The following is a 19,792-nucleotide window of genomic DNA, read 5'->3' as shown; positions in this document are numbered from 1 at the left end:
CCATCGAAAGTTCGATCGCACTTTTGCCTGCCCGCGCAGTCGCAACCTGTACAGTCCACCCTGCGAAGGAGAGTCAACATGCACCGCAACTCGCTGCGCAAAGCATCCCTGGAAAGCATGGAAGCGGAAATCGAAAGCCTTTTGAAAACCCTTGAAACGCTCAAACATGACGCGTCCGAGGAATCCCAGAAGTCGATGAAGGCCATCCGCAGCAACGCCGAAAGCGCGCTCAAGCATTCGCGCAGCCTGCTCAGCGATGCCTACGAGGAGGTGAAGACCCGTACCCGTCAGACCGGCATTGCCACCCGAGACTACGCACAGCAGCATCCTTGGACGACCACAGGCGTGGCGGTGGGCGCACTTGGTCTGCTGGCGGCTTACCTGCTGTCCCGTCGCAACTAACCCGCCTGACGCTGAAGTTCACGACGCAACCAATCCGCCAGTTGCTCGGCGCGCCCATCCGCGGCGCGCCGGGGCACCCAAAGCGCCAGGGCAGCGGAGGTCGGTGAAAAGCCCCACGGCGCAGTCAAACGTCCCGCACGCAAGTCATCGGCCACCAGGGGCTGCGGGGCAATTGCCACGCCCAGGCCGGCAACGGCCGCCTCCAGCAAGTAGTACAAATGCTCGAATGCCTGGCCGTACTTCAACGCCGCGGGGTCCAGCCCCTGCTGCCCGGCCCAGGTCGGCCAAGCCTGAGGCCGTGATGTGGTGTGCAGCAGCGCCTCCTCCAGCAAGGCCTTGGCCGGTGCGCCACGCAAGCGCTCGAAACCGGCGAAGTGCGGGCTCAGTACCGGCCCGATGCGCTCCTCGGCCAGCACATGCACTTGCATGTCCGCCGGCCAGGGCGGCTCGGCATACACCAGCAAGGCATCCAGTCCAGGCCGTCGTGGGTCCAGGTCGCCTTCACCTGCAGACAGGTGCAGGCGCAGTTCGGGGAGGTCCGCCTTCAGCCGACCGAGCCTGGGAATGAACCAACGCGCCAGCAGGCTGCCCGAGCAACCCAGGACGAACGGCGCCTCCCCGACATCCCGGCCCAGCTCGGCGCACACAGCACGCAGGCGGTCGAAGGCATCGGAACTGGCGTCACGCAGGCGCACACCGGCATCTGTGAGTTTGATGCCACGCCCGTCCTTGACGAACAGCGCCACGCCCAGGTGCTCTTCCAGCACCTTGATCTGCCGACTGACGGCACCATGGGTTACATGCAGCGCTTCGGCCGCCAAGCTGACGCTGTTGAGTCTGGCGGCAGCTTCGAAAGCGCGCACGGCGTTGAGGGGAGGGAGATCCTGAGCCATTTACGTGTGAGTTTTTCTGACAGGTTTACGCAATCTTATCGGTTTTCAGGCGAGCGTGTCGTGGTTAGAGTAAAGCCCATATCCCTTTGATCACGCCTTGGAGCGCACCATGACCCAGACTCAATACCGCGCCGGCCCCGATGCCAACGGCCTGTTCGGCTCGTTCGGCGGCCGCTACGTGGCCGAAACCCTCATGCCGCTGGTGCTGGATTTGGCCCGTGAGTACGAAGCGGCCAAGGCCGACCCCAAGTTCCTCGAAGAACTGGCCTACTTCCAACGCGACTATATCGGCCGCCCGAACCCGCTGTACTTCGCCGAGCGACTGACCGAACACTGCGGCGGCGCGAAGATTTTCTTCAAGCGTGAAGAGCTCAACCATACCGGCGCCCACAAGGTGAACAACTGCATCGGCCAGGTGCTGCTGGCCAAGCGCATGGGCAAGAAGCGCCTGATCGCCGAAACCGGCGCCGGCATGCACGGCGTGGCCACCGCCACCGTCGCCGCACGCTTCGGCCTGCCCTGCGTGATCTACATGGGCGCCACCGACATCGAGCGCCAGCAGGCCAACGTGTTCCGCATGAAATTGCTGGGCGCCGAGATCGTCCCGGTCACCGCCGGCACCGGCACCCTGAAAGACGCCATGAACGAAGCCCTGCGCGACTGGGTTACCAATGTCGAAGACACTTTCTACCTGATCGGCACCGTGGCCGGCCCGCACCCGTACCCGGCGATGGTCCGCGACTTCCAGTCGATCATCGGCAAGGAAACCCGCGCCCAGCTGCAAGAAAAGGAAGGTCGCCTGCCCGACAGCCTGATCGCCTGCGTCGGCGGTGGCTCCAACGCCATGGGCCTGTTCCACGATTTCCTCGATGATGCCAGCGTGCAGATCATCGGCGTGGAAGCCGGTGGCCACGGCGTGAACACCGACAAACATGCCGCCAGCCTCAACGGTGGGGTGCCAGGCGTGCTGCACGGTAACCGCACCTACCTGCTGCAGGACAATGACGGTCAGATCACAGACGCCCACTCGATTTCCGCAGGCCTCGACTATCCAGGCATCGGCCCGGAGCACGCCTACCTTCACGAAGTGAAGCGCGTGGAGTACGTCAGCATCACCGACGACGAAGCCCTCGCGGCCTTCCACACCACGTGCCGCCTCGAAGGCATCATCCCGGCCCTGGAAAGCTCCCATGCCCTGGCTGAAGCCATCAAGCGTGCGCCGACCCTGCCCAAGGACCATTTGATGGTCATCTGTCTGTCCGGCCGTGGTGACAAAGACATGCAAACCGTGATGAATCACATGGCCGCCCAGGAGAAACAGGCATGAGCCGTCTTGAACAACGCTTCGCCGAACTGAAGGCCGAAGGCCGCTCCGCGCTGGTCACCTTCGTCACCGCCGGCGACCCTGGCTACGACGCCTCGCTGCAGATCCTCAAAGGCCTGCCTGAAGCCGGCGCGGACGTGATCGAACTGGGCATGCCGTTCACCGACCCGATGGCCGACGGCGTCGCGATCCAGCTGGCCACCCTGCGCGCACTGGAGGCCGGTCAGACGCTGGCGAAAACCCTGCAGATGGTCCGTGAGTTCCGCGTGGGCAACCAGACCACGCCGATCGTGTTGATGGGTTACTACAACCCCATCCACCGCTTTGGCGTTGAACAGTTCGTGGCCCAAGCCAAAGAAGCGGGTGTCGATGGCTTGATCATCGTCGACCTGCCACCGGAGCACGACGCTGAACTGGCTACCCCGGCCCAGGCCGCGGGCATCGACTTCATCCGCCTGACCACCCCGACCACCGACGATGCTCGCCTGCCGCGGGTGCTCGAGCGCAGTTCGGGCTTCGTCTACTACGTTTCCGTGGCGGGTGTGACCGGAGCCGGCTCGGCGACCACCGAGCACGTGACCGAGGCGATCGCCCGTCTGCGTCGACATACCGATCTGCCGATCAGCGTTGGTTTCGGTATTCGTACGCCGGAGCAGGCTGCCGCGATTGCCCGTCTCTCGGACGGTGTCGTGGTGGGTTCGGCGCTGGTGGACAAGATCGCCAAGGCCGAGAATGCCGATCAGGCTGTGAAGGACGTGCTGAACCTTTGCTCGGCACTGGCCGATGGCGTGCGCAGCGCTCGCGCCTGATACACGTCGTACTCATCGCCGGCAACCCGGCTCCTACAGGTCTGCTCGGACCTCGTAGGAGCCGGCACACCGGCGATGGGACCTGAAGCCCTAACTCGCAAAAATCGACAGATCCAGCGGCCGCACAGCGCCCATCCAGATCGCATGGTCCCTGTGGTCAGCCAGCTCATCCCCCGTCAGCGGATGCAGAAACACCACCAGCCCCTTGCGGTACAACGCCAACCACGGCAACACCACCCCCACCACCTCTGGTCCGAACGCCAACTGACAACTCCAGTCTGGGTGCGGACCGACCGGTTTCTGGTGCATACGCCCCATGGTTACAGGAAACAGCCGCGCGGCCTCTTCGCACAACTCGCGGGCCTGGTCGATGGTGGACGCGTCGTAATAGACATGGGCGTGATAGCCCTTGATTCTTTGCACGAAAACTCCTGAATGCACTACGAAGTGCCACTGCGCTCTTGCTCCAGCCAGTCGACAAACCGCTCGATCAATGCCCCACGCCGTTTGCGCGGTGGCAATACCACATAATAGCCCCGACTCGACTTCAGACTCTGCTCCAGCGGCCGGCATAGAAGCCCCTGTTCCACCAAGCCATCGACCAGATGCCGCCAGCCGATGGCCACCCCTTGGCCTGCGATGGCAGCCTGGATCAGCAACGTATAGTTATCGAAACGCAGCTGGCCGGAGGGGGCCGGACTTTCCACACCGAGTCCACGAAACACGCCCGCCCAGTCGAACCAGCGACTGGCCTGCTCGCCCCGCAAATGGAGCAACGGCAATCGTTGCAAAGCCACGGCTGACAGGGGTTTGCCATGAATCAGCCGAGGGCTGCAGACAGGGAATACTTCCTCATCGAACAGCCACCTGCTCTCGCCCTGATGAAAGCGCCCGTCCCCGAACAGGATTGCCACATCGATATCGGGCCGCAACATGCCCTGACTGCGCTCGCCAGTGACAAGACTCACATCGACCTGTGGATAAGCCTGATGAAAACGCTGCAGCCTCGGCATCAGCCAGAACGCCGCGAAGGCGAAATCAGTGGCCACCTGGAGCACTTCACGCTGGCCACGGCCACTGACCTGGCCGATGCCTTCGTTCATGGTCTGCAGGCCCTGATGTACCTGCTCGAACAGCTGTTGGCCCGCTTCGGTCAGCTCTATTCCCCGGTAGATCCGGTCGAACAAGCGCGCCCCCAGCTGCGCCTCAAGCCGCTTGACCTGCTGACTCACTGCCGGCTGGGTGGTCCCCAGTTCGGTCGCGGCAGCGGTGAACCCGCGCAGCCGGGCAGCGGCCTCGAATACGCGCAGAGCATCGAGGGATAACTTGGCAAGGTGCTCAAACATAAGCTTGGCTAATCCCAGTCATTGCCCGCCATGGGCTTTACCCATGTTATCCACAGTCGCATCTTGGTAGGCAAGCGGTTCGCATAATACTGAACGATGGAAGCCAACCATGAAGCGCCCGAATATCCTGTTCATCATGGCCGACCAGATGGCCGCGCCCCTGCTACCGATCTACGCCCCTTCACCCATTCAGATGCCCCACCTGAGCCGCCTGGCCGAGCAAGCCGTGGTGTTCGACTCCGCCTACTGCAACAGCCCGCTTTGTGCGCCGTCGCGTTTCACCCTGGTCAGTGGCCAGCTCCCGAGCCGCATTGGTGCCTATGACAACGCGGCCGATTTCCCCGCTGATGTGCCGACCTACGCCCACTACCTGCGCCGCCTCGGTTACCGCACCGCACTGTCCGGCAAGATGCACTTCTGCGGTCCAGACCAGTTGCACGGCTACGAGGAGCGCCTGACCAGCGACATCTACCCGGCCGACTATGGCTGGGCGGTGAATTGGGACGCCCCGGACGAGCGCCCGAGCTGGTATCACAACATGTCCTCGGTACTTCAGGCCGGCCCTTGCGTGCGCACCAACCAACTGGACTTCGACGAGGAGGTGGTGTTCAAGGCGCGCCAGTACCTCTACGACCATGTCCGCGACAATGATGGCCGCCCGTTCTGTCTGACGGTGTCCATGACCCATCCCCATGATCCGTACACCATCCCCAGACGCTACTGGGATCGCTACGAGGCTGTGGATATCCCCATGCCGCGCGCTGAGTTCGGCCAGCATGAGCAGGACCCGCACTCGCAAAGGCTGCTCAAGGTCTACGACCTGTGGGACCGAACCCTGCCTGTGGATAAGATTCGCGACGCACGCCGCGCGTACTTCGGCGCATGCAGCTATATCGACGACAACATCGGCCAACTCCTGCAAACGCTCGAGGAGTGTGACCTGGCGGATGACACCCTGATCGTATTCTCCGGCGACCATGGCGACATGCTTGGCGAGCGCGGGCTCTGGTACAAGATGCATTGGTTCGAGATGTCGGCCCGTGTGCCACTGTTGATCCATGCGCCGAAACGCTTCGCTCCAACGAGAGTCAGCGCTTCGGTCTCCACTTGTGACCTGCTGCCGACCCTGGTCGAACTGGCCGGCGGTGCTGTGGATAAAAACATGCACCTGGATGGCCGCTCATTGCTCGGCCACCTGCAAGGGCAGGGTGGCCATGACGAGGTGATCGGCGAATACATGGCCGAAGGCACCGTCGGCCCACTGATGATGATCCGTCGTGGCCCGTACAAGTTCGTGTACAGCGAGGACGATCCTTGCTTACTCTATGACTTGAGCCGCGACCCGCACGAGCGGGAGAACCTCACCAGCAGCCCGGACCATCAGGCGCGGCTGCAGGCATTCGTCGATGAAGCCCGCCAACGCTGGGATATCCCCAGCCTGCGCCAGCAGGTGCTGGCCAGCCAGAGACGCCGCCGTCTGGTGGCCGAAGCGCTGGCCATCGGCACGCTGAAAAGCTGGGACCACCAACCGATGGTCGATGCCAGCCAACAGTACATGCGTAACCACATCGATCTCGACGACCTCGAGCGCAAGGCACGTTATCCACAGCCCGCCCCCCTGGATTGAGAAGAGAGGCCGCCATGCAGAAGTTCTCCGCCGCCGTGTTCGCCCTTACCCTGAGCCTGGGCACGGCCCATGCCGCCGACAGCGATGCACAATGCAGCACCGTGAAAATGGCTGACCCCGGCTGGAGCGATATCGCTTCCACCAACGCCATCAGCCGCCTGCTTCTGGAAAGCCTGGGCTACCAGGTGAAGATCGACAGCCTGGCGGTACCGATCATCTACGGTGGCCTCAAAGATGGCCGGGTCGACGCGTTCCTTGGTAACTGGATGCCTGCACAGCAGGGCTTCCATGACAAATTCATCGCCAATGGCGATGTGCAGCGGCTGTCGCGCAACCTGGAGGGAACCGAGTTCACCCTGGCAGTGCCGGACTATGTCTGGCAGGCAGGCGTGAAAGACTTTGCCGACCTGCAGAAGCATGCCGAGCAGTTCGACAAGAAGCTGTACGGGATCGGTTCCGGGGCCCCCGCCAACCTGTCGCTGAAAGAGATCATCGACAAGAACCAGTTCAACCTCGGCCAGTGGAAACTGGTCGAATCCAGCGAGCAGGCAATGCTGGCGCAGGTGGACCGCGCCGTGAAGAAGCAGCAGTTCATCACTTTCCTCGGCTGGACACCTCACCCGATGAACGTGAAACTTAAAATGCATTACCTGACCGGCGGGGAGAAGTGGTTCGGCAGCAAAGGCGACGTCTACACGTTGACGCGCAAGGGTTATCCACAAGCATGCCCAAATGCGGCGAAACTGCTTGGCAACCTGAAATTTACCTTGGACATGGAAAACAGCATCATGGCCGAGGTTGTGGATAAGAAGATCGGCTTCGATGAAGCGGCCAAAGCGTGGGTGAAGGCCAATCCGCAGGTGCTGGAAGCGTGGTTGGCAGGCGTTACCACCAAGGCCGATGGCGATGCCCTGGAGGCAGTGAACGCTAGGCTCTGATTTTTGACTGTGGGCTACTGAGGCCGCTCCGCACACCCAGAGAATTTGCGGGGGCGGCCTTGTGTCGCGCAACGAAGGCCAAGCCCTCGTAGGCGATATTGAACAGGAACGATGCATGCCGCGCCTTTACCACCTGCTGCCCTTCCTCACCTGGCTGCCCCGCCAATCGGGCCGCAGTCTGCGCCAGGACCTGCTGGTGGGCCTGAGTGGGGCCATCCTGGCCTTGCCACAATCCATCGCCTATGCCCTGATCGCCGGGCTGCCTGCCGAGTATGGCCTGTACGCCGCCATCGTGCCGGTTCTGGTCGCCTGCCTGTGGGGGTCCTCCTGGCACCTGATCTGCGGCCCGACCGCCGCCATCTCCATCGTCCTCTACGCCAGTGTCAGCCCGCTGGCCGTGCCCACAAGCGCTGACTACGTGACCCTGGTGCTGCTGCTGACGTTCCTCGCCGGCATTTTCCAATTGCTGCTGGGCTTGCTGCGTTTCGGCGCGCTGGTCAATTTCGTTTCCCATTCCGTGGTGCTTGGATTCACGCTGGGCGCCGCCATCGTCATCGCCCTCGGCCAATTGCCCAATCTGCTGGGCATGGACCTGCCCAGCCAGGCCACGGCGCTGAAAACCCTGCAGGACTTGGCTAGCCATGCCGGAGAAGTCGACTGGCCGTCGCTGGCGCTGGGACTGGCCACCTTGCTGATCGGGATGGCGTTCAAACGCCTGCGCCCCCGCTGGCCCAGCCTGTTGATAAGTCTGGTGCTGGTGAGTCTGGTGACCTGGCTGCTGCCGAGCGTCTTTGGCCATGTACAGCGCGTGCCTGCCTTCGTCGGCCAACTGCCGCCGCTCAGCCCACTGCCATTGCTGGACTTCGAGCTGATCTTGCGTCTACTGCCCAGTGCCGTCGCCGTGGGCATGCTGGGGTTGGTGACCAGTCTTTCGATTGCCCGTTCCTTGTCGTCGCGCTCCGAGCAACTGATCGACGCCAACCAGGAAATCCGTGGCCAAGGCGTGTCGAACATCGTCGGGGCATTCTTCTCCGGCTACTTGTCGTCCGGCTCGTTCACCCGTTCCGGGCTAAGTTACGACGCGGGTGCTCAGTCCCCCATGGCTGGCGTGTTCTCGGCCCTGTGGGTGGCGTTGTTCGCCGTCATGGGCGCCGGGTTGATTGCGCATCTGCCCATTCCGGCCATGGCCGGCAGCATTTTGCTGATCTGCTGGGGGCTGGTGGACCATCGGGCAATCCGGGCGCTGTTTCGGGTCAGCCGCTCTGAGTTCCTGGTCATGGCACTGACCGCCGCCGCCACCTTGCTGCTGGAGCTGCAGACAGCGATCTATGCCGGGGTGCTGGCGTCACTGTTCTTCTACCTCAAGCGCACTTCGCGGCCACGGGTGCAGCAGAGCCGGGAAGGCGAAGCCGACATGCTGCGGGTGGGCGGGTCGATATTCTTCGGCGCAGCGCATTACCTGCAAGTGCGGTTACAGCGCTGCCAGGGGCCGCATGTGGTGATCGATGCGCGGCAGGTGAACTTCATCGACTACTCGGGTGTGGATATGCTGCACCGCGAAGCGCGGCGATTGATGCGCCTTGGTGGGAGCCTGACATTGCAGCGGGCAAGGCCGCAGGTGGTAGAGGAATTGCAGAAGCTGGAAGGCCTTGCGAACTGTCCAATACGTTTCGAAGACTGACAGTCAACTGTCAATTCTGTCAGTTGCGGACAACCCGCAGGCGATGAAAAAGTGCATGGCGTCCATTCACCACAGAGTACGCCATGAGTAGCTGCGTTTACCTCGCGTTGGTGCCATTGCTGGTGGCGCCAGGCACCTATGCTGCGGATGACTGCTGGAGCGTTGCCGATGCACAAGCACGCATTGCCCGGCTGGAAAGCCAAATGACCGCTCGGGATCCCTATACTGGCAAAGCGCAATCCGAAGCAAAGCTCGCTCAATACCGGCAGCAGATCGCCCTGGAACGCCAATTCATCCAATAGCGATCCGAGGTCAACTGCGCGCCAACTGCCGACGCAGCTCATCCAGCACAGGCGCCGTGTCCGGCCGCACCCCACGCCAGATGAAGAACGCCTCGGCCGCCTGCTCGGCCAGCATCCCCAGCCCATCCAGCACCTTGGCAGCCCCAAGCTTGCTGGCCCATTGGCAAAACGGCGTCGGCTCCTTGCCATACATCATGTCGTAGCAAACCGTCCGCCCCGGCTCGACCAGGCTGTCGGCAATCGGTGGCAACTCACCGGAAAGGCTCGCAGACGTCGCATTGATGATCACATCCACCGGCTCCTGCAACCAGGAAAAACCGCTGGCCACCACCGGCCCCAGCTCATCGAATTCACGCGCCAGCTGCTCGGCCTTTTCCACCGTGCGGTTGGCGATCACCAATGATTGTGGCTTGTGCGCCAGGATCGGCTCCAGCACGCCGCGTACCGCACCTCCGGCACCGAGAATGAGGATGCGCTTGCCTGTCAGCTCGACCCCGGCATTCACCGTCAGGTCTCGCACCAGGCCCGCGCCATCGGTGTTATCCCCTTGCAGCGTGCCGTCCGCCAGTTTGCTCAAGGTGTTCACTGCGCCCGCTCGCCGGGCCCGAGGCGTGAGGCTTTCGCAGAGCCGGAAAGCCTCTTCCTTGAACGGCACGGTCACATTGGCCCCGCTGCCTTGCTTGAAGAAGCCGCGGGCGCAATCGCTGAACTCATCCAGCGGCGCCAGCAGGGTGGCGTACTCCAGATCCTGACCGGTCTGCTCGGCGAACAGACGATGGATCAAAGGCGACTTGCTGTGGCCAATCGGGTTGCCGAAAACGACATACTGGTCCATGAGGGCTCCTTGGTTATCCACAGACTTACTGGGCGAGCCAGTCACGGTCCTGCAGGAAATACTCGGTCAGGCGCGCTTCTTCGCTACCTGGTGCGGCCTTCCAGTCATAACCCCAGCGTACCTGCGGTGGCAACGACATCAGGATCGACTCGGTGCGCCCACCCGATTGCAGGCCGAACAGAGTGCCACGGTCGTAGACCAGGTTGAACTCGACGTAGCGGCCACGGCGGTACTCCTGGAACTCACGCTGCTGGGGCGTGTAGGGCGTGTCCTTGCGGCGCTGGACGATCGGCAGGTAAGCGTCGACGTAGGCGTCACCGATGGCGCGGATGAAAGCGAAGCAGGTATCGAAGTCCCACTCGTTCAGGTCATCGAAGAACAAGCCGCCAATACCCCGAGGTTCACCACGGTGCTTGAGGTGGAAGTAACGGTCGCACCAGGCCTTGTAGCGGGGGTACACGTCGGCGCCGAACGGCGCGCAGGCCTGCTGGGCCACACGGTGCCAGTGGATGCAGTCCTCCTCGTTGCCGTAGTAGGGGGTCAGGTCGAAACCACCGCCGAACCACCAGACCGCCTCTTCGCCTTCCTTCTCGGCAATGAAGAAACGCACATTGGCATGGGAGGTGGGTACATGTGGATTGTGCGGGTGAATCACCAACGACACGCCCAACGCCTCGAAGCCACGACCCGCCAGCTCCGGGCGGTGGGCACTGGCCGAAGGCGGAAGGCCGGCGCCGAATACATGGGAGAAGTTCACGCCGCCTTTCTCGATCACTTTGCCTTCACCGATCACCCGCGTACGGCCACCGCCACCGGCTTCGCGCACCCAGGCGTCCTCGACGAAGCGGGCGCCGCCGTCTTCAGCTTCGAGGGCAGAGCAGATGCGGTCTTGCAGGTCGAGCAGGTAGGCTTTCACGGCCTCGGTGCGGCTGGTCATCGGGTCACCTGGAAGGAGCAGGAAGAAATTCGCCGCGTAGCATACCACCGGCAGCCAGCGCGCCGCAGTTGACGACGATCAAGCAAAGGCGTCCGATAGAAGGCCTTCCGATCCCGACAACAGGAGTGCGAGATGGCCAAGCGTATACAGTTCAGCCAGCATGGCGGCCCAGAGGTTCTGCAACTTGTGGAGTTCGAGCCTGCGCCACCCGGTCCGCAGCAAGTGCGGGTGCGTAACCATGCGATTGGCCTGAACTTCATCGACACCTATTTCCGCAGCGGGCTTTACTCGCCACCGTCTCTGCCTTCGGGCCTGGGCACCGAAGCAGCCGGCGTTGTCGAGGCAGTTGGCGAAGGCGTCACCCGGCTGAAGGTCGGTGACCGTGTGGCCCACGCTGGCGGCCCACTGGGCGCCTACAGCGAGGTACATACCTTGCCCGAAGCCAATCTGGTCAAGCTGCCCGACAGCATCAGCTTCGAGCAAGCCGCGGCAGTGATGCTCAAGGGTCTGACCGTGCAGTACCTGCTCAAGCAGACCTACGCCGTGCAGCCGGGTGACTTCGTTCTGTTCCATGCAGCAGCCGGTGGGGTAGGGTCGCTGGCGTGCCAGTGGGCCAAGGCGCTGGGCGCCAAACTGATCGGAACCGTAAGCTCCGCCGAAAAGGCCGAGCGGGCCAAGGCACTAGGGGCTTGGGCGACCATCGACTACAGCCGCGAAGATGTCGCCCAGCGCGTGCTGGAACTGACCGACGGTCAGAAATGCCCGGTGGTGTATGACGGCGTGGGTGCCGACACCTGGCTGACTTCGTTGGACTGCCTCAAACCACGGGGGCTGATGGTGAGTTTCGGCAATGCCTCCGGAGCGGTGACCGGCGTCAACCTGGGGATCCTGTCGCAGAAGGGTTCGCTGTATGTCACCCGACCAACGCTGGCAAGCTATGCCAACAATGCGCAAAACACTCAGGCCATGGCGGACGATCTGTTCTCGATGATCGCCAGTGGCAAGCTGGTCGTGGATATCCAGCAGCGCTATCCGCTGAGCGAGGCGGCCAAGGCGCAGGCTGAGTTGTCGGCGCGCAGGACCGTGGGTTCGACGGTACTACTGCCCTGAAATCGCCGGCAAGTCGGCTCCTGCGAGGGCTGCGCAGTAAAGATTCGCGCTGATGCAGCCCCTCTGCAGGAGCGGCCTTGGGTCGCGAAAGAGCGGCAACAGTAACCACACAGCCACCGCCCCATCAAAAGTCGGTGTCCACCAGGCAAATCAACCCGGTCGAACGACTTCGCCAGTCACCAGGTCACGAATCACGCTCGGGTTCTTTCGCCCACCCAACGCTCCACCCAGCACCAGGTCCAACTGGTTGTGGAAATACTGCTCAACCCGCAACCGGGTCTTGGCTGCCGGGCGCCCGCCAGGGTTGCAAGAGGTGGAAATCAGCGGCCCCACCAGCGCACACAGTTCACGTACCAATGGGTGGTCACTGACCCGCAGTGCCACGGTGTCGTGCTGCCCCGTCACCCATTCCGGCAAAAGGTCCTGGTGCGGCACCAGCCAGGTGTTGGGTCCCGGCCAGGTGCTGCTCATGCGGTCGATCCAGTCTTCAGGGAAATCCTCGAACAGGAAATCGAATTGCTGGATGCTGTCGGCGACCAGAATCAGCCCCTTATCCACAGGCCGCGACTTCAGGGCCAGCAGGCGATACACCGCGTCCTCGTTCCAGGGGTCGCAGCCCAGGCCCCAGACCGCTTCCGTCGGATAGGCGATCACCGCCCCCGCCCGAATTTCACGTGCGGCTTGTTGCACACGCCAACTGCTCACCATTTGTATCTCTCCGCATCTAAGCCTTGGGCGCAGTTTACTTAGGCCGAGCGGGCAAACCAACGTCCGGCTTCATTGCTGACCTGGCCCTGGAGCTCCAGCTCGGTCAAGCTGGCCAGTACCTCGGCCAAAGGCCGGCCACTGCTGAGCGCCAACCCCTCGCTGGTCTGGGGTGCTGCGTGCAGAAGGGCCAGGAGCGGATGTTGAGGTTTATCCACAGCCGGTTGCGGCAGATTTTGCCAACCCCGCAGGGTATCGATGATCTGCTCCACGCTCTCGACCAGCAGCGCGCCATCGCGTATCAACTGATGGCATCCCCTGGCGCCCGGGTGGTGGATCGAACCGGGAATGGCATACACCTCCCGGCCTTGTTCAGCCGCCAAGCGGGCAGTAATCAACGAGCCACTGCCCAGACTGGCTTCGACAACCAGCACCCCCAGGGACATGCCGCTGATGATGCGATTGCGTCGCGGAAAATTGGCAGGCAGGGGATCAGCATCCAACGGGTACTCCGAAACCACCGCGCCGCCGCTGTCGATGATCGCTCGCGCCAAGTCACGATGGCGCTGTGGATAAAGTTTTTGCAGCCCAGTGCCAAGCACGGCAATCGTCTGCCCTCCGACCTCCAGCGCCGCCCGATGAGCGGCACCATCAACGCCCAGCGCCAGGCCACTGGTGATGGTGAAACCCGTTTGCGCAAGGGCACGTGAAAATGCCCGAGCGGTGTCCAGAGCCGGAGGTGAAGCACGTCTGCTACCCACAATGGCCAGCTGCGGTTGCTCCAGGCAAGCGGGGTCGCCTGCGACGAACAACAGGGGCGGCGGGTCGTCCGTTTCCGCCAGCAACGCGGGGTAACCGGCACCGTCCCACATCAGTAAATGCTGGCCTGGACGCTCTAGCCAGGCCATTGCAGCCAAAGCACCCTCGCGTACCTGCGCACAGCGGCGCGCATCGATACTGGCTTGCGCAAGGCCAAGGGCACGCCAGGCACTGGCCGGTGCACTCAGCGCCGAAGACGCCGTTCCGAAGGCCTCCAGAAGGCGCTGAAAGCGACGCAGTCCTATCTCGGGCAAGCGGTGCAGACGTAATCGCGCCTCCAGTTCGGCAGGCGGACAATTCGATGAATGGTGAGTCGACATGGGGATCATCCTTGATCGGAAGAGGGCCATAAACGTGGCACAACCTGTGGATAAGTTTGTTGATAATACTTTGACAACCTGTCCATCGAATGACGTTGAAGTCGTCTCCTGAAACCGTAGCCGAGCTTTGCCAGGTGCCGAATCCCCCGATTCCCTTTATTATGTGTGCTCAGTTTTCAACCGAACGCACAGTGACTGCCTGACCCTATGGCCATCTTGAACATTCTCGAATTCCCGGACCCGCGCCTGCGCACCATTGCCAAACCGGTGACGGAGTTCGACGACGCCCTGCGTCAGCTGATCGACGACATGTTTGAAACCATGTACGAAGCGCCTGGCATCGGCCTGGCCGCCACCCAGGTCAACGTCCACAAGCAAGTCGTGGTGATGGACCTCAGCGAAGACCGCAGCGAGCCGCGGGTCTTCATCAACCCCACGGTCGAAGAGCTGACCCACGACATGGGTCAGTATCAGGAAGGCTGCCTGTCGGTACCGGGCTTCTACGAGAACGTCGACCGTCCGCTGCGTGTCCGGGTCAAGGCCCAGGACCGGGATGGCAAGCCCTACGAGCTTGAAGCCGAAGGCTTGCTGGCGGTGTGTGTCCAGCATGAATTCGATCACCTCAACGGCAAGCTGTTCGTCGACTACCTGTCTCAGCTCAAACGCGACCGGATCAAGAAGAAACTGGAAAAGCAGCACCGCCAGCAAGCCTGATCCATTCCTTCCAGAAGGCTTGCTCCGGCAAGCCTTTTTCTTTTTTGAAGCGAGAACTCCATGCGCATCGTCTTCGCAGGCACTCCAGAGTTTGCCGCCGAACACCTCAAGGCCCTGCTCGACAGCCCCTATGAAGTGGTGGCCGTCTACACCCAGCCCGACCGCCCTGCTGGCCGTGGCCAGAAGCTCATGCCGAGCCCGGTCAAGCAGCTGGCCGTAGCCCACGACATTCCGGTGTTCCAGCCGCCAACCTTGCGCAACGCCGAGGCCCAGGCGGAGTTGGCGGCACTGCAGCCAGACCTGATGGTGGTGGTCGCGTATGGCCTGATCCTGCCGCAAGCAGTGCTGGACATCCCGCGCCTTGGCTGCATCAACAGCCACGCCTCCTTGCTGCCCCGCTGGCGAGGCGCCGCGCCGATCCAGCGCGCCGTGGAGGCTGGAGACGCCGAGAGCGGCGTGACCGTGATGCGTATGGAAGCGGGCCTGGACACCGGCCCGATGTTGCTCAAGGTGGTTACCCCGATCAGCGCCGACGACACTGGTGGCAGCCTGCACGACCGCCTTGCCGAAATGGGACCGCCGGCCGTGGTGCAGGTCATCGCAGGCCTGGCCGACGGCACCCTGCAGGGTGAAGTACAAGACGATGCCCTGGCCACCTACGCTCACAAGCTGAACAAGGACGAGGCCCGCATCGACTGGAGCCGCCCAGCCGTCGAGTTGGAGCGCCTGATTCGCGCGTTCAACCCATGGCCGGTGTGCCACAGCACCCTGGATGGCGAGAGCGTCAAAGTGCTGGCCGCCAACGTGTCCACAGGCAAAGGCGCCCCGGGTGAAATCCTTTCCGCCAGCAAGGACGGCCTGGTCGTCGCCTGTGGCGAGCAGGCCTTGAGCCTGACCCGCCTGCAATTGCCCGGCGGCAAGGCCCTGGCCTTCAGTGACCTGTTCAACAGCCGCCGCGAGAAGTTCGCCAGCGGCAAGGTGTTGGGCCAATGAACCCACGCCTGGCCGCCGCCCGCGCCCTGGCCGCTGTCCTGAGCGGCAAGGCCTCGCTGAACAGCTCGTTGCCGGCACAACTGGACAAGGTCGATGAGCGCGACCGAGGCCTCACCCAGGACCTGGCATTCGGCACCGCCCGCTGGCAGCCTCGCCTGGACCTGCTGGCTGCGCAGTTGCTGCAAAAGCCGTTCAAGGCCGCCGACTGCGATGTGCAGGCATTGTTGCTGGTCGGCCTGTACCAGCTGTTCTACACCCGCATTCCGGCCCATGCCGCCATCGGGGAAACCGTTGGCTGCGCCGATAAGCTGAAAAAACCGTGGGCCAAGGGCCTGCTCAACGCCGTGCTGCGCCGCGCCCAGCGCGAAGGCGAAGAACTCCTCGCCGGCCTGGAGCGCGATCCGGTGGTGCGCACCGCTCACCCGCGTTGGCTGCAGAAATCGCTGAAAGCCTTCTGGCCCGAGCAGTGGGAAGCCATTTGCGCCGCCAACAATGCCCATCCGCCGATGATCCTGCGGGTCAACCGCCGTCATCACAGCCGTGATGCCTATCTTGGCCTGCTGGCCGAGGCGGGTATCGCCGCCACCCCGTGCCGGTTCAGCCGCGACGGTATCCTGCTGGCTGAAGCCTGCGATGTTCGCCAACTGCCGGGCTTCGCCGAAGGTTGGGTCAGCGTACAGGACGAGGCCGCGCAGCTGTCCGCCGACCTGCTGGAACTGGCCCCAGGCCAACGCGTGCTCGACGCCTGCTGCGCCCCTGGCGGCAAAACCTGCCACCTGCTCGAAGCCGAAGCGGGCCTGGCCCATGTCGTGGCCATCGACCTGGAAGCCAAGCGCCTGACCCGTGTGCGCGAGAACCTCGACCGTCTGCAACTGGACGCCGAGCTGATTGCCTGCGACGCCCGTGACACCGCCAGTTGGTGGGATGGCAAGCCGTTCCAGCGAATCCTGCTCGACGCACCGTGCTCGGCCACGGGCGTGATCCGCCGTCACCCGGACATCAAGCTGACCCGTCAGGCCGACGACATTCCGGCCCTGGCCACTCTGCAAGGCGAATTGCTCGATGCTCTGTGGCCGACGCTCGAAGTGGGCGGCATCCTGCTCTACGCCACCTGCTCGAGCCTGCCGACGGAAAACACCGAAGTGATCGACGCCTTCCTCACCCGCACCCCAGGTGCCCGTGAACTCGACCTGGCGACCGAGGCCGGCCTGCGCCAGCCTCACGGGCGCCAGCTGTTGGCCCAGGAAGGCGGCCATGACGGCTTCTACTATGCCAAGCTGATCAAGATTGCCGCCTCGCGTGGCTAAGTGAAAAAAGGTTAGGGAGTAGCGGATGAAGATCATCATCCTCGGCGCAGGGCAGGTCGGCGGAACGCTGGCCGAACACTTGGCCAGCGAAGCCAACGACATCACCGTGGTCGACACCGACGGCGAACGCCTGCGTGACCTGGGCGACCGCCTCGATATCCGCACGGTGCAGGGTCGCGGCTCGTTACCCTCCGTGTTGCGCCAGGCCGGGGCCGACGACGCCGATATGCTGGTGGCGGTGACCAACAGCGACGAAACCAACATGGTGGCCTGCCAGGTCGCCTACTCGCTGTTCCATACCCCGACCAAAATCGCGCGGGTGCGTGAGTCTTCCTATCTGACCCGTGAAGAGCTGTTCGACAACGACCATATCCCGGTGGACGTGCTGATCAGCCCAGAACAGGTAGTGACCAACTACGTCAAACGCCTGATCGAACACCCCGGTGCTCTGCAGGTGATCGACTTCGCCGAAGGCAAGGCGCAACTCGTTGCGGTGAAGGCCTACTACGGCGGCCCGCTGGTGGGCCAGCAGTTGCGACAGATCCGCGCGCACATGCCTAACGTCGATACCCGCGTGGCGGCGATCTTCCGCCGTGACCGGCCGATCACACCGAGGGGCGATACCGTGATCGAGGCTGACGACGAAGTGTTCTTCATCGCGGCACGCAAGGACATTCGCGCCGTCATGGGCGAGCTGCGACGCATCGACGAGACCAACAAGCGCGTGGTCATCGCCGGCGGCGGCCAGATCGGCGAGCGTCTGGCCGAAGCGATCGAAAGTCGCTACCAGGTCAAGATCATCGAGATGAGCCCGGCACGTTGCCGACACCTCTCCGACACCCTGGAAAGCACCGTGGTGCTGCAGGGCAGCGCATCGGACAAAGACCTGATGCTGGAGGAGAACATTGCTGACGCCGACATTTTCCTGGCCCTGACCAACGACGACGAGGCCAACATCATGTCGTCGTTGCTGGCCAAGCGCCTGGGTGCGCGCAAGGTGATGACCATCATCAACAACCCGGCCTATGTCGACCTGGTGCAAGGCGGCGAAATCGACATCGCCATCAGCCCCCAGCTGGCCACGATCGGGACCTTGCTGGCCCACGTGCGCCGGGGCGATATCGTCAGCGTACACTCACTGCGCCGTGGCGCGGCCGAAGCGATCGAGGCGGTTGCCCATGGTGACGCCAAGTCGAGCAAGGTAGTTGGCAAGGCCATCGAAGACATCGCCCTGCCGCCGGGTACCACCATCGGCGCGATCATCCGGGACGAGGAAGTGCTGATCGCCCACGACGACACCGTGATCGAGACGGGCGACCATGTCATCCTGTTCGTTGTGGATAAGAAACACATCCGTGATGTGGAGAAGCTGTTCCACGTCGGCTTGACCTTCTTCTAAGGAGAAACGGCATGCGCGAATCGCTGGAAAAAATGCTGGCCAAGGGTGTGGATAACCCGTTGCTCAGGTTTGGCCTGGGCAAGGCTTGGCTGGACGAAGGCAAGGGTGCCGAGGCGGCGGTTCATTTGGCGCGGTGCGTGGAGCAAGACCCGAAGTATTCTGCAGCCTGGAAGCTGCTGGGCAAGGCGTACCAGCTGCAGGGTGACCTGGCGGCTGCGCGCAAGGCCTGGGAGGAGGGGATGGTGGCGGCGCAGGCCCATGGCGACAAGCAGGCCGAGAAAGAGATGGCGGTGTTCCTCAAGAAATTGAGCAAAACATCGGCTTCGTAACCGTGTGGGCGGGGGATCACCCGCGAACGCGCCAGCAAATCCAAGACCGCATTCGCAGGTAACCCTATCCACAGGGGAGCGCCTTCTCAATACCAGCGCGCTTCCCCGGCCGGGCGCTTCTTGAAGCGCTTCATGCTCCACATGTACTGGCTCGGGTACTCGCGCACATAACGCTCGACCACCTTGCTCATGGCCGCCGCCGATACGGCCACATCCTCGCTGTACATCTCCTCCGGCGCCGCCTCGAGGAAGACCTTGAACCCGGAACCGTCCGGTAGCCGCAGTGCATGCAGGAATACCCCGACTGCCTTGCCACCGGCCAGCATGTTCGGCACGAATTTGCTGGTCAGCGCCTGGGTACCCAGGAACGGCACGAAGACACCGGCAGACTCGGCGGGCTCCGGATCGGCCGGAATCCCCACCTGTCCACCACGGCGTACTTCCTTGATCACGCTCAGGATGCCTTCCTTGGTCGAAGGCGCCACACGGTTGCCCATCTGCACCCGCTGCTCGCGCAGCAGGTCATCCACCGCCTTGAGCTTTGGCGGGCGGTAGAAGATGATCGGTTTGCACTGGTTGCAGTAGAAGTGGTTCAGCACCTCCCAGTTGCCCAGGTGGCTGGTGATGCCCACCACGCCCTTGCCCGAGGCCAGGGCCTTCTCAAGCACTTCCAGGCCGTGGACTTCCTTGACCAGCTCCAGCGAACGCTGCGGCGGCCAGATCCACGCGCAGGCGCTTTCGACGAATGACTTGCCAATGTCTTTCAACGCTCGGCCAACCAGTTGCTCACGCTCGACCGGGTCCATCTCCGGAAAGCACTTGGCAAGGTTGATACGCACCACGTTGCGCGACCCATTGGGGATTTTCCACATCAGCCAGCCGATACCGGCGCCGACGCGTTGCACAGCTCCCCAAGGCAGCTTGGCGAACAGTCGCAGCACCCCGACCATCAGGGCGCCCTTGAACTTTTCCACAGGCAGATTCCTTATTTCAGCAAGGCTG

General features: G+C 62.9%; 21 protein-coding genes. 13 read left to right on the top strand and 8 right to left on the bottom strand.

Going from position 1 to position 19,792, the window contains the following annotated elements:
• The first annotated feature begins 78 nt into the window (after window positions 1-78).
• Entirely contained in the window at window positions 79-402 is a 324-nt protein-coding gene (locus tag VXM67_RS02530; protein ID WP_023377978.1) for a YqjD family protein, read from the top strand.
• On the opposite strand, the gene VXM67_RS02525 is transcribed toward VXM67_RS02530, so the two are convergent.
• Entirely contained in the window at window positions 399-1,295 is an 897-nt protein-coding gene (locus VXM67_RS02525) for a LysR family transcriptional regulator (protein WP_023377977.1), read from the bottom strand. The two genes, VXM67_RS02530 and VXM67_RS02525, sit on opposite strands and share 4 nt — an antisense overlap.
• Window positions 1,296-1,404: 109 nt before the next feature.
• Between VXM67_RS02525 and trpB the strand changes: the two genes are divergently transcribed.
• Window positions 1,405-2,622: a tryptophan synthase subunit beta gene (gene trpB / locus VXM67_RS02520; protein WP_023377976.1), complete on the top strand. Its 1,218-nt coding sequence runs from the start codon at window positions 1,405-1,407 to the stop codon at window positions 2,620-2,622.
• The gene (trpA, locus tag VXM67_RS02515; protein ID WP_023377975.1) at window positions 2,619-3,428 is read left to right on the top strand and encodes a tryptophan synthase subunit alpha; all 810 of its coding nucleotides are present in this window, start codon (window positions 2,619-2,621) and stop codon (window positions 3,426-3,428) included. The genes trpB and trpA overlap by 4 nt, the downstream gene beginning before the upstream one ends.
• Window positions 3,429-3,518: 90 nt before the next feature.
• On the opposite strand, the gene VXM67_RS02510 is transcribed toward trpA, so the two are convergent.
• A complete protein-coding gene (locus VXM67_RS02510; RefSeq protein WP_023377974.1) occupies window positions 3,519-3,851 on the bottom strand; it encodes a DOPA 4,5-dioxygenase family protein in 333 nt (110 codons plus the stop codon).
• Window positions 3,852-3,868: 17 nt separating this feature from the next.
• Window positions 3,869-4,774, bottom strand: a complete 906-nt coding sequence (locus tag VXM67_RS02505) for a LysR family transcriptional regulator (protein ID WP_023377973.1) — start codon at window positions 4,772-4,774, stop codon at window positions 3,869-3,871.
• Between the two features lie 109 nt (window positions 4,775-4,883).
• Here VXM67_RS02505 and betC point away from each other — a divergent pair, with 109 nt between their 5' ends.
• From betC to VXM67_RS02485, 4 genes are all read left to right on the top strand, one after another.
• On the top strand, window positions 4,884-6,401 hold the full coding sequence (gene betC / locus VXM67_RS02500; protein WP_367237483.1) for a choline-sulfatase: 1,518 nt from the start codon (window positions 4,884-4,886) through the stop codon (window positions 6,399-6,401).
• Window positions 6,402-6,415: 14 nt separating this feature from the next.
• On the top strand, window positions 6,416-7,339 hold the full coding sequence (gene choX / locus VXM67_RS02495) for a choline ABC transporter substrate-binding protein (RefSeq protein ID WP_023377971.1): 924 nt from the start codon (window positions 6,416-6,418) through the stop codon (window positions 7,337-7,339).
• 115 nt (window positions 7,340-7,454) lie between these two features.
• Window positions 7,455-9,020, top strand: coding sequence for a SulP family inorganic anion transporter (locus VXM67_RS02490; protein ID WP_027906640.1), 1,566 nt, complete (start codon window positions 7,455-7,457; stop codon window positions 9,018-9,020).
• 83 nt (window positions 9,021-9,103) lie between these two features.
• Entirely contained in the window at window positions 9,104-9,322 is a 219-nt protein-coding gene (locus VXM67_RS02485; protein ID WP_023377969.1) for a hypothetical protein, read from the top strand.
• 10 nt (window positions 9,323-9,332) lie between these two features.
• Here the strand turns inward: VXM67_RS02485 and aroE are convergent, their stop codons facing one another.
• Together aroE and hemF are read right to left on the bottom strand one after the other, a co-directional pair.
• The gene (aroE, locus tag VXM67_RS02480) at window positions 9,333-10,157 is read right to left on the bottom strand and encodes a shikimate dehydrogenase (protein WP_023377968.1); all 825 of its coding nucleotides are present in this window, start codon (window positions 10,155-10,157) and stop codon (window positions 9,333-9,335) included.
• 25 nt (window positions 10,158-10,182) lie between these two features.
• Window positions 10,183-11,094 (bottom strand): oxygen-dependent coproporphyrinogen oxidase, encoded by a 912-nt coding sequence (hemF, locus tag VXM67_RS02475; protein ID WP_023377967.1) that lies wholly within the window; start codon window positions 11,092-11,094, stop codon window positions 10,183-10,185.
• Window positions 11,095-11,226: 132 nt separating this feature from the next.
• Between hemF and VXM67_RS02470 the strand changes: the two genes are divergently transcribed.
• Window positions 11,227-12,204 carry an NADPH:quinone reductase gene (locus tag VXM67_RS02470; protein ID WP_023377966.1) on the top strand — a complete coding sequence of 326 codons (978 nt, stop codon included), beginning with the start codon at window positions 11,227-11,229 and terminating at the stop codon, window positions 12,202-12,204.
• A gap of 150 nt (window positions 12,205-12,354) precedes the next feature.
• Here the strand turns inward: VXM67_RS02470 and VXM67_RS02465 are convergent, their stop codons facing one another.
• Together VXM67_RS02465 and dprA are read right to left on the bottom strand one after the other, a co-directional pair.
• On the bottom strand, window positions 12,355-12,912 hold the full coding sequence (locus VXM67_RS02465; RefSeq protein WP_023377965.1) for an L-threonylcarbamoyladenylate synthase: 558 nt from the start codon (window positions 12,910-12,912) through the stop codon (window positions 12,355-12,357).
• Between the two features lie 38 nt (window positions 12,913-12,950).
• The gene (gene dprA / locus VXM67_RS02460; protein ID WP_023377963.1) at window positions 12,951-14,048 is read right to left on the bottom strand and encodes a DNA-processing protein DprA; all 1,098 of its coding nucleotides are present in this window, start codon (window positions 14,046-14,048) and stop codon (window positions 12,951-12,953) included.
• A gap of 207 nt (window positions 14,049-14,255) precedes the next feature.
• Between dprA and def the strand changes: the two genes are divergently transcribed.
• From def to VXM67_RS02435, 5 genes are read left to right on the top strand one after another with little or no spacing between them, the layout of a single operon-like run.
• A complete protein-coding gene (gene def / locus VXM67_RS02455) occupies window positions 14,256-14,762 on the top strand; it encodes a peptide deformylase (protein ID WP_011531480.1) in 507 nt (168 codons plus the stop codon).
• 60 nt (window positions 14,763-14,822) lie between these two features.
• Entirely contained in the window at window positions 14,823-15,755 is a 933-nt protein-coding gene (gene fmt, locus VXM67_RS02450) for a methionyl-tRNA formyltransferase (protein ID WP_027906641.1), read from the top strand.
• Complete coding sequence (gene rsmB / locus VXM67_RS02445; RefSeq protein WP_027906642.1) at window positions 15,752-17,062, top strand: 16S rRNA (cytosine(967)-C(5))-methyltransferase RsmB; 1,311 nt, start codon at window positions 15,752-15,754, stop codon at window positions 17,060-17,062. Before fmt ends, rsmB begins: the two co-directional genes overlap by 4 nt.
• Before the next feature lie 25 nt (window positions 17,063-17,087).
• On the top strand, window positions 17,088-18,461 hold the full coding sequence (trkA, locus tag VXM67_RS02440) for a Trk system potassium transporter TrkA (RefSeq protein WP_367237482.1): 1,374 nt from the start codon (window positions 17,088-17,090) through the stop codon (window positions 18,459-18,461).
• Between the two features lie 11 nt (window positions 18,462-18,472).
• Window positions 18,473-18,790 (top strand): tetratricopeptide repeat protein, encoded by a 318-nt coding sequence (locus tag VXM67_RS02435; protein WP_023377958.1) that lies wholly within the window; start codon window positions 18,473-18,475, stop codon window positions 18,788-18,790.
• A gap of 86 nt (window positions 18,791-18,876) precedes the next feature.
• Here VXM67_RS02435 and VXM67_RS02430 read toward each other — a convergent pair whose 3' ends face one another.
• Window positions 18,877-19,764 carry a lysophospholipid acyltransferase gene (locus VXM67_RS02430; protein WP_023377957.1) on the bottom strand — a complete coding sequence of 296 codons (888 nt, stop codon included), beginning with the start codon at window positions 19,762-19,764 and terminating at the stop codon, window positions 18,877-18,879.
• Window positions 19,765-19,792: the final 28 nt, after the last annotated feature.

It is taken from the genome of Pseudomonas sp. Rh2 (genome assembly GCF_040762985.1).
In the GTDB taxonomy this organism is placed as follows: Bacteria; Pseudomonadota; Gammaproteobacteria; order Pseudomonadales; family Pseudomonadaceae; genus Aquipseudomonas; species Aquipseudomonas taiwanensis.
This window is presented reverse-complemented; position numbering and strand designations above follow the sequence as displayed.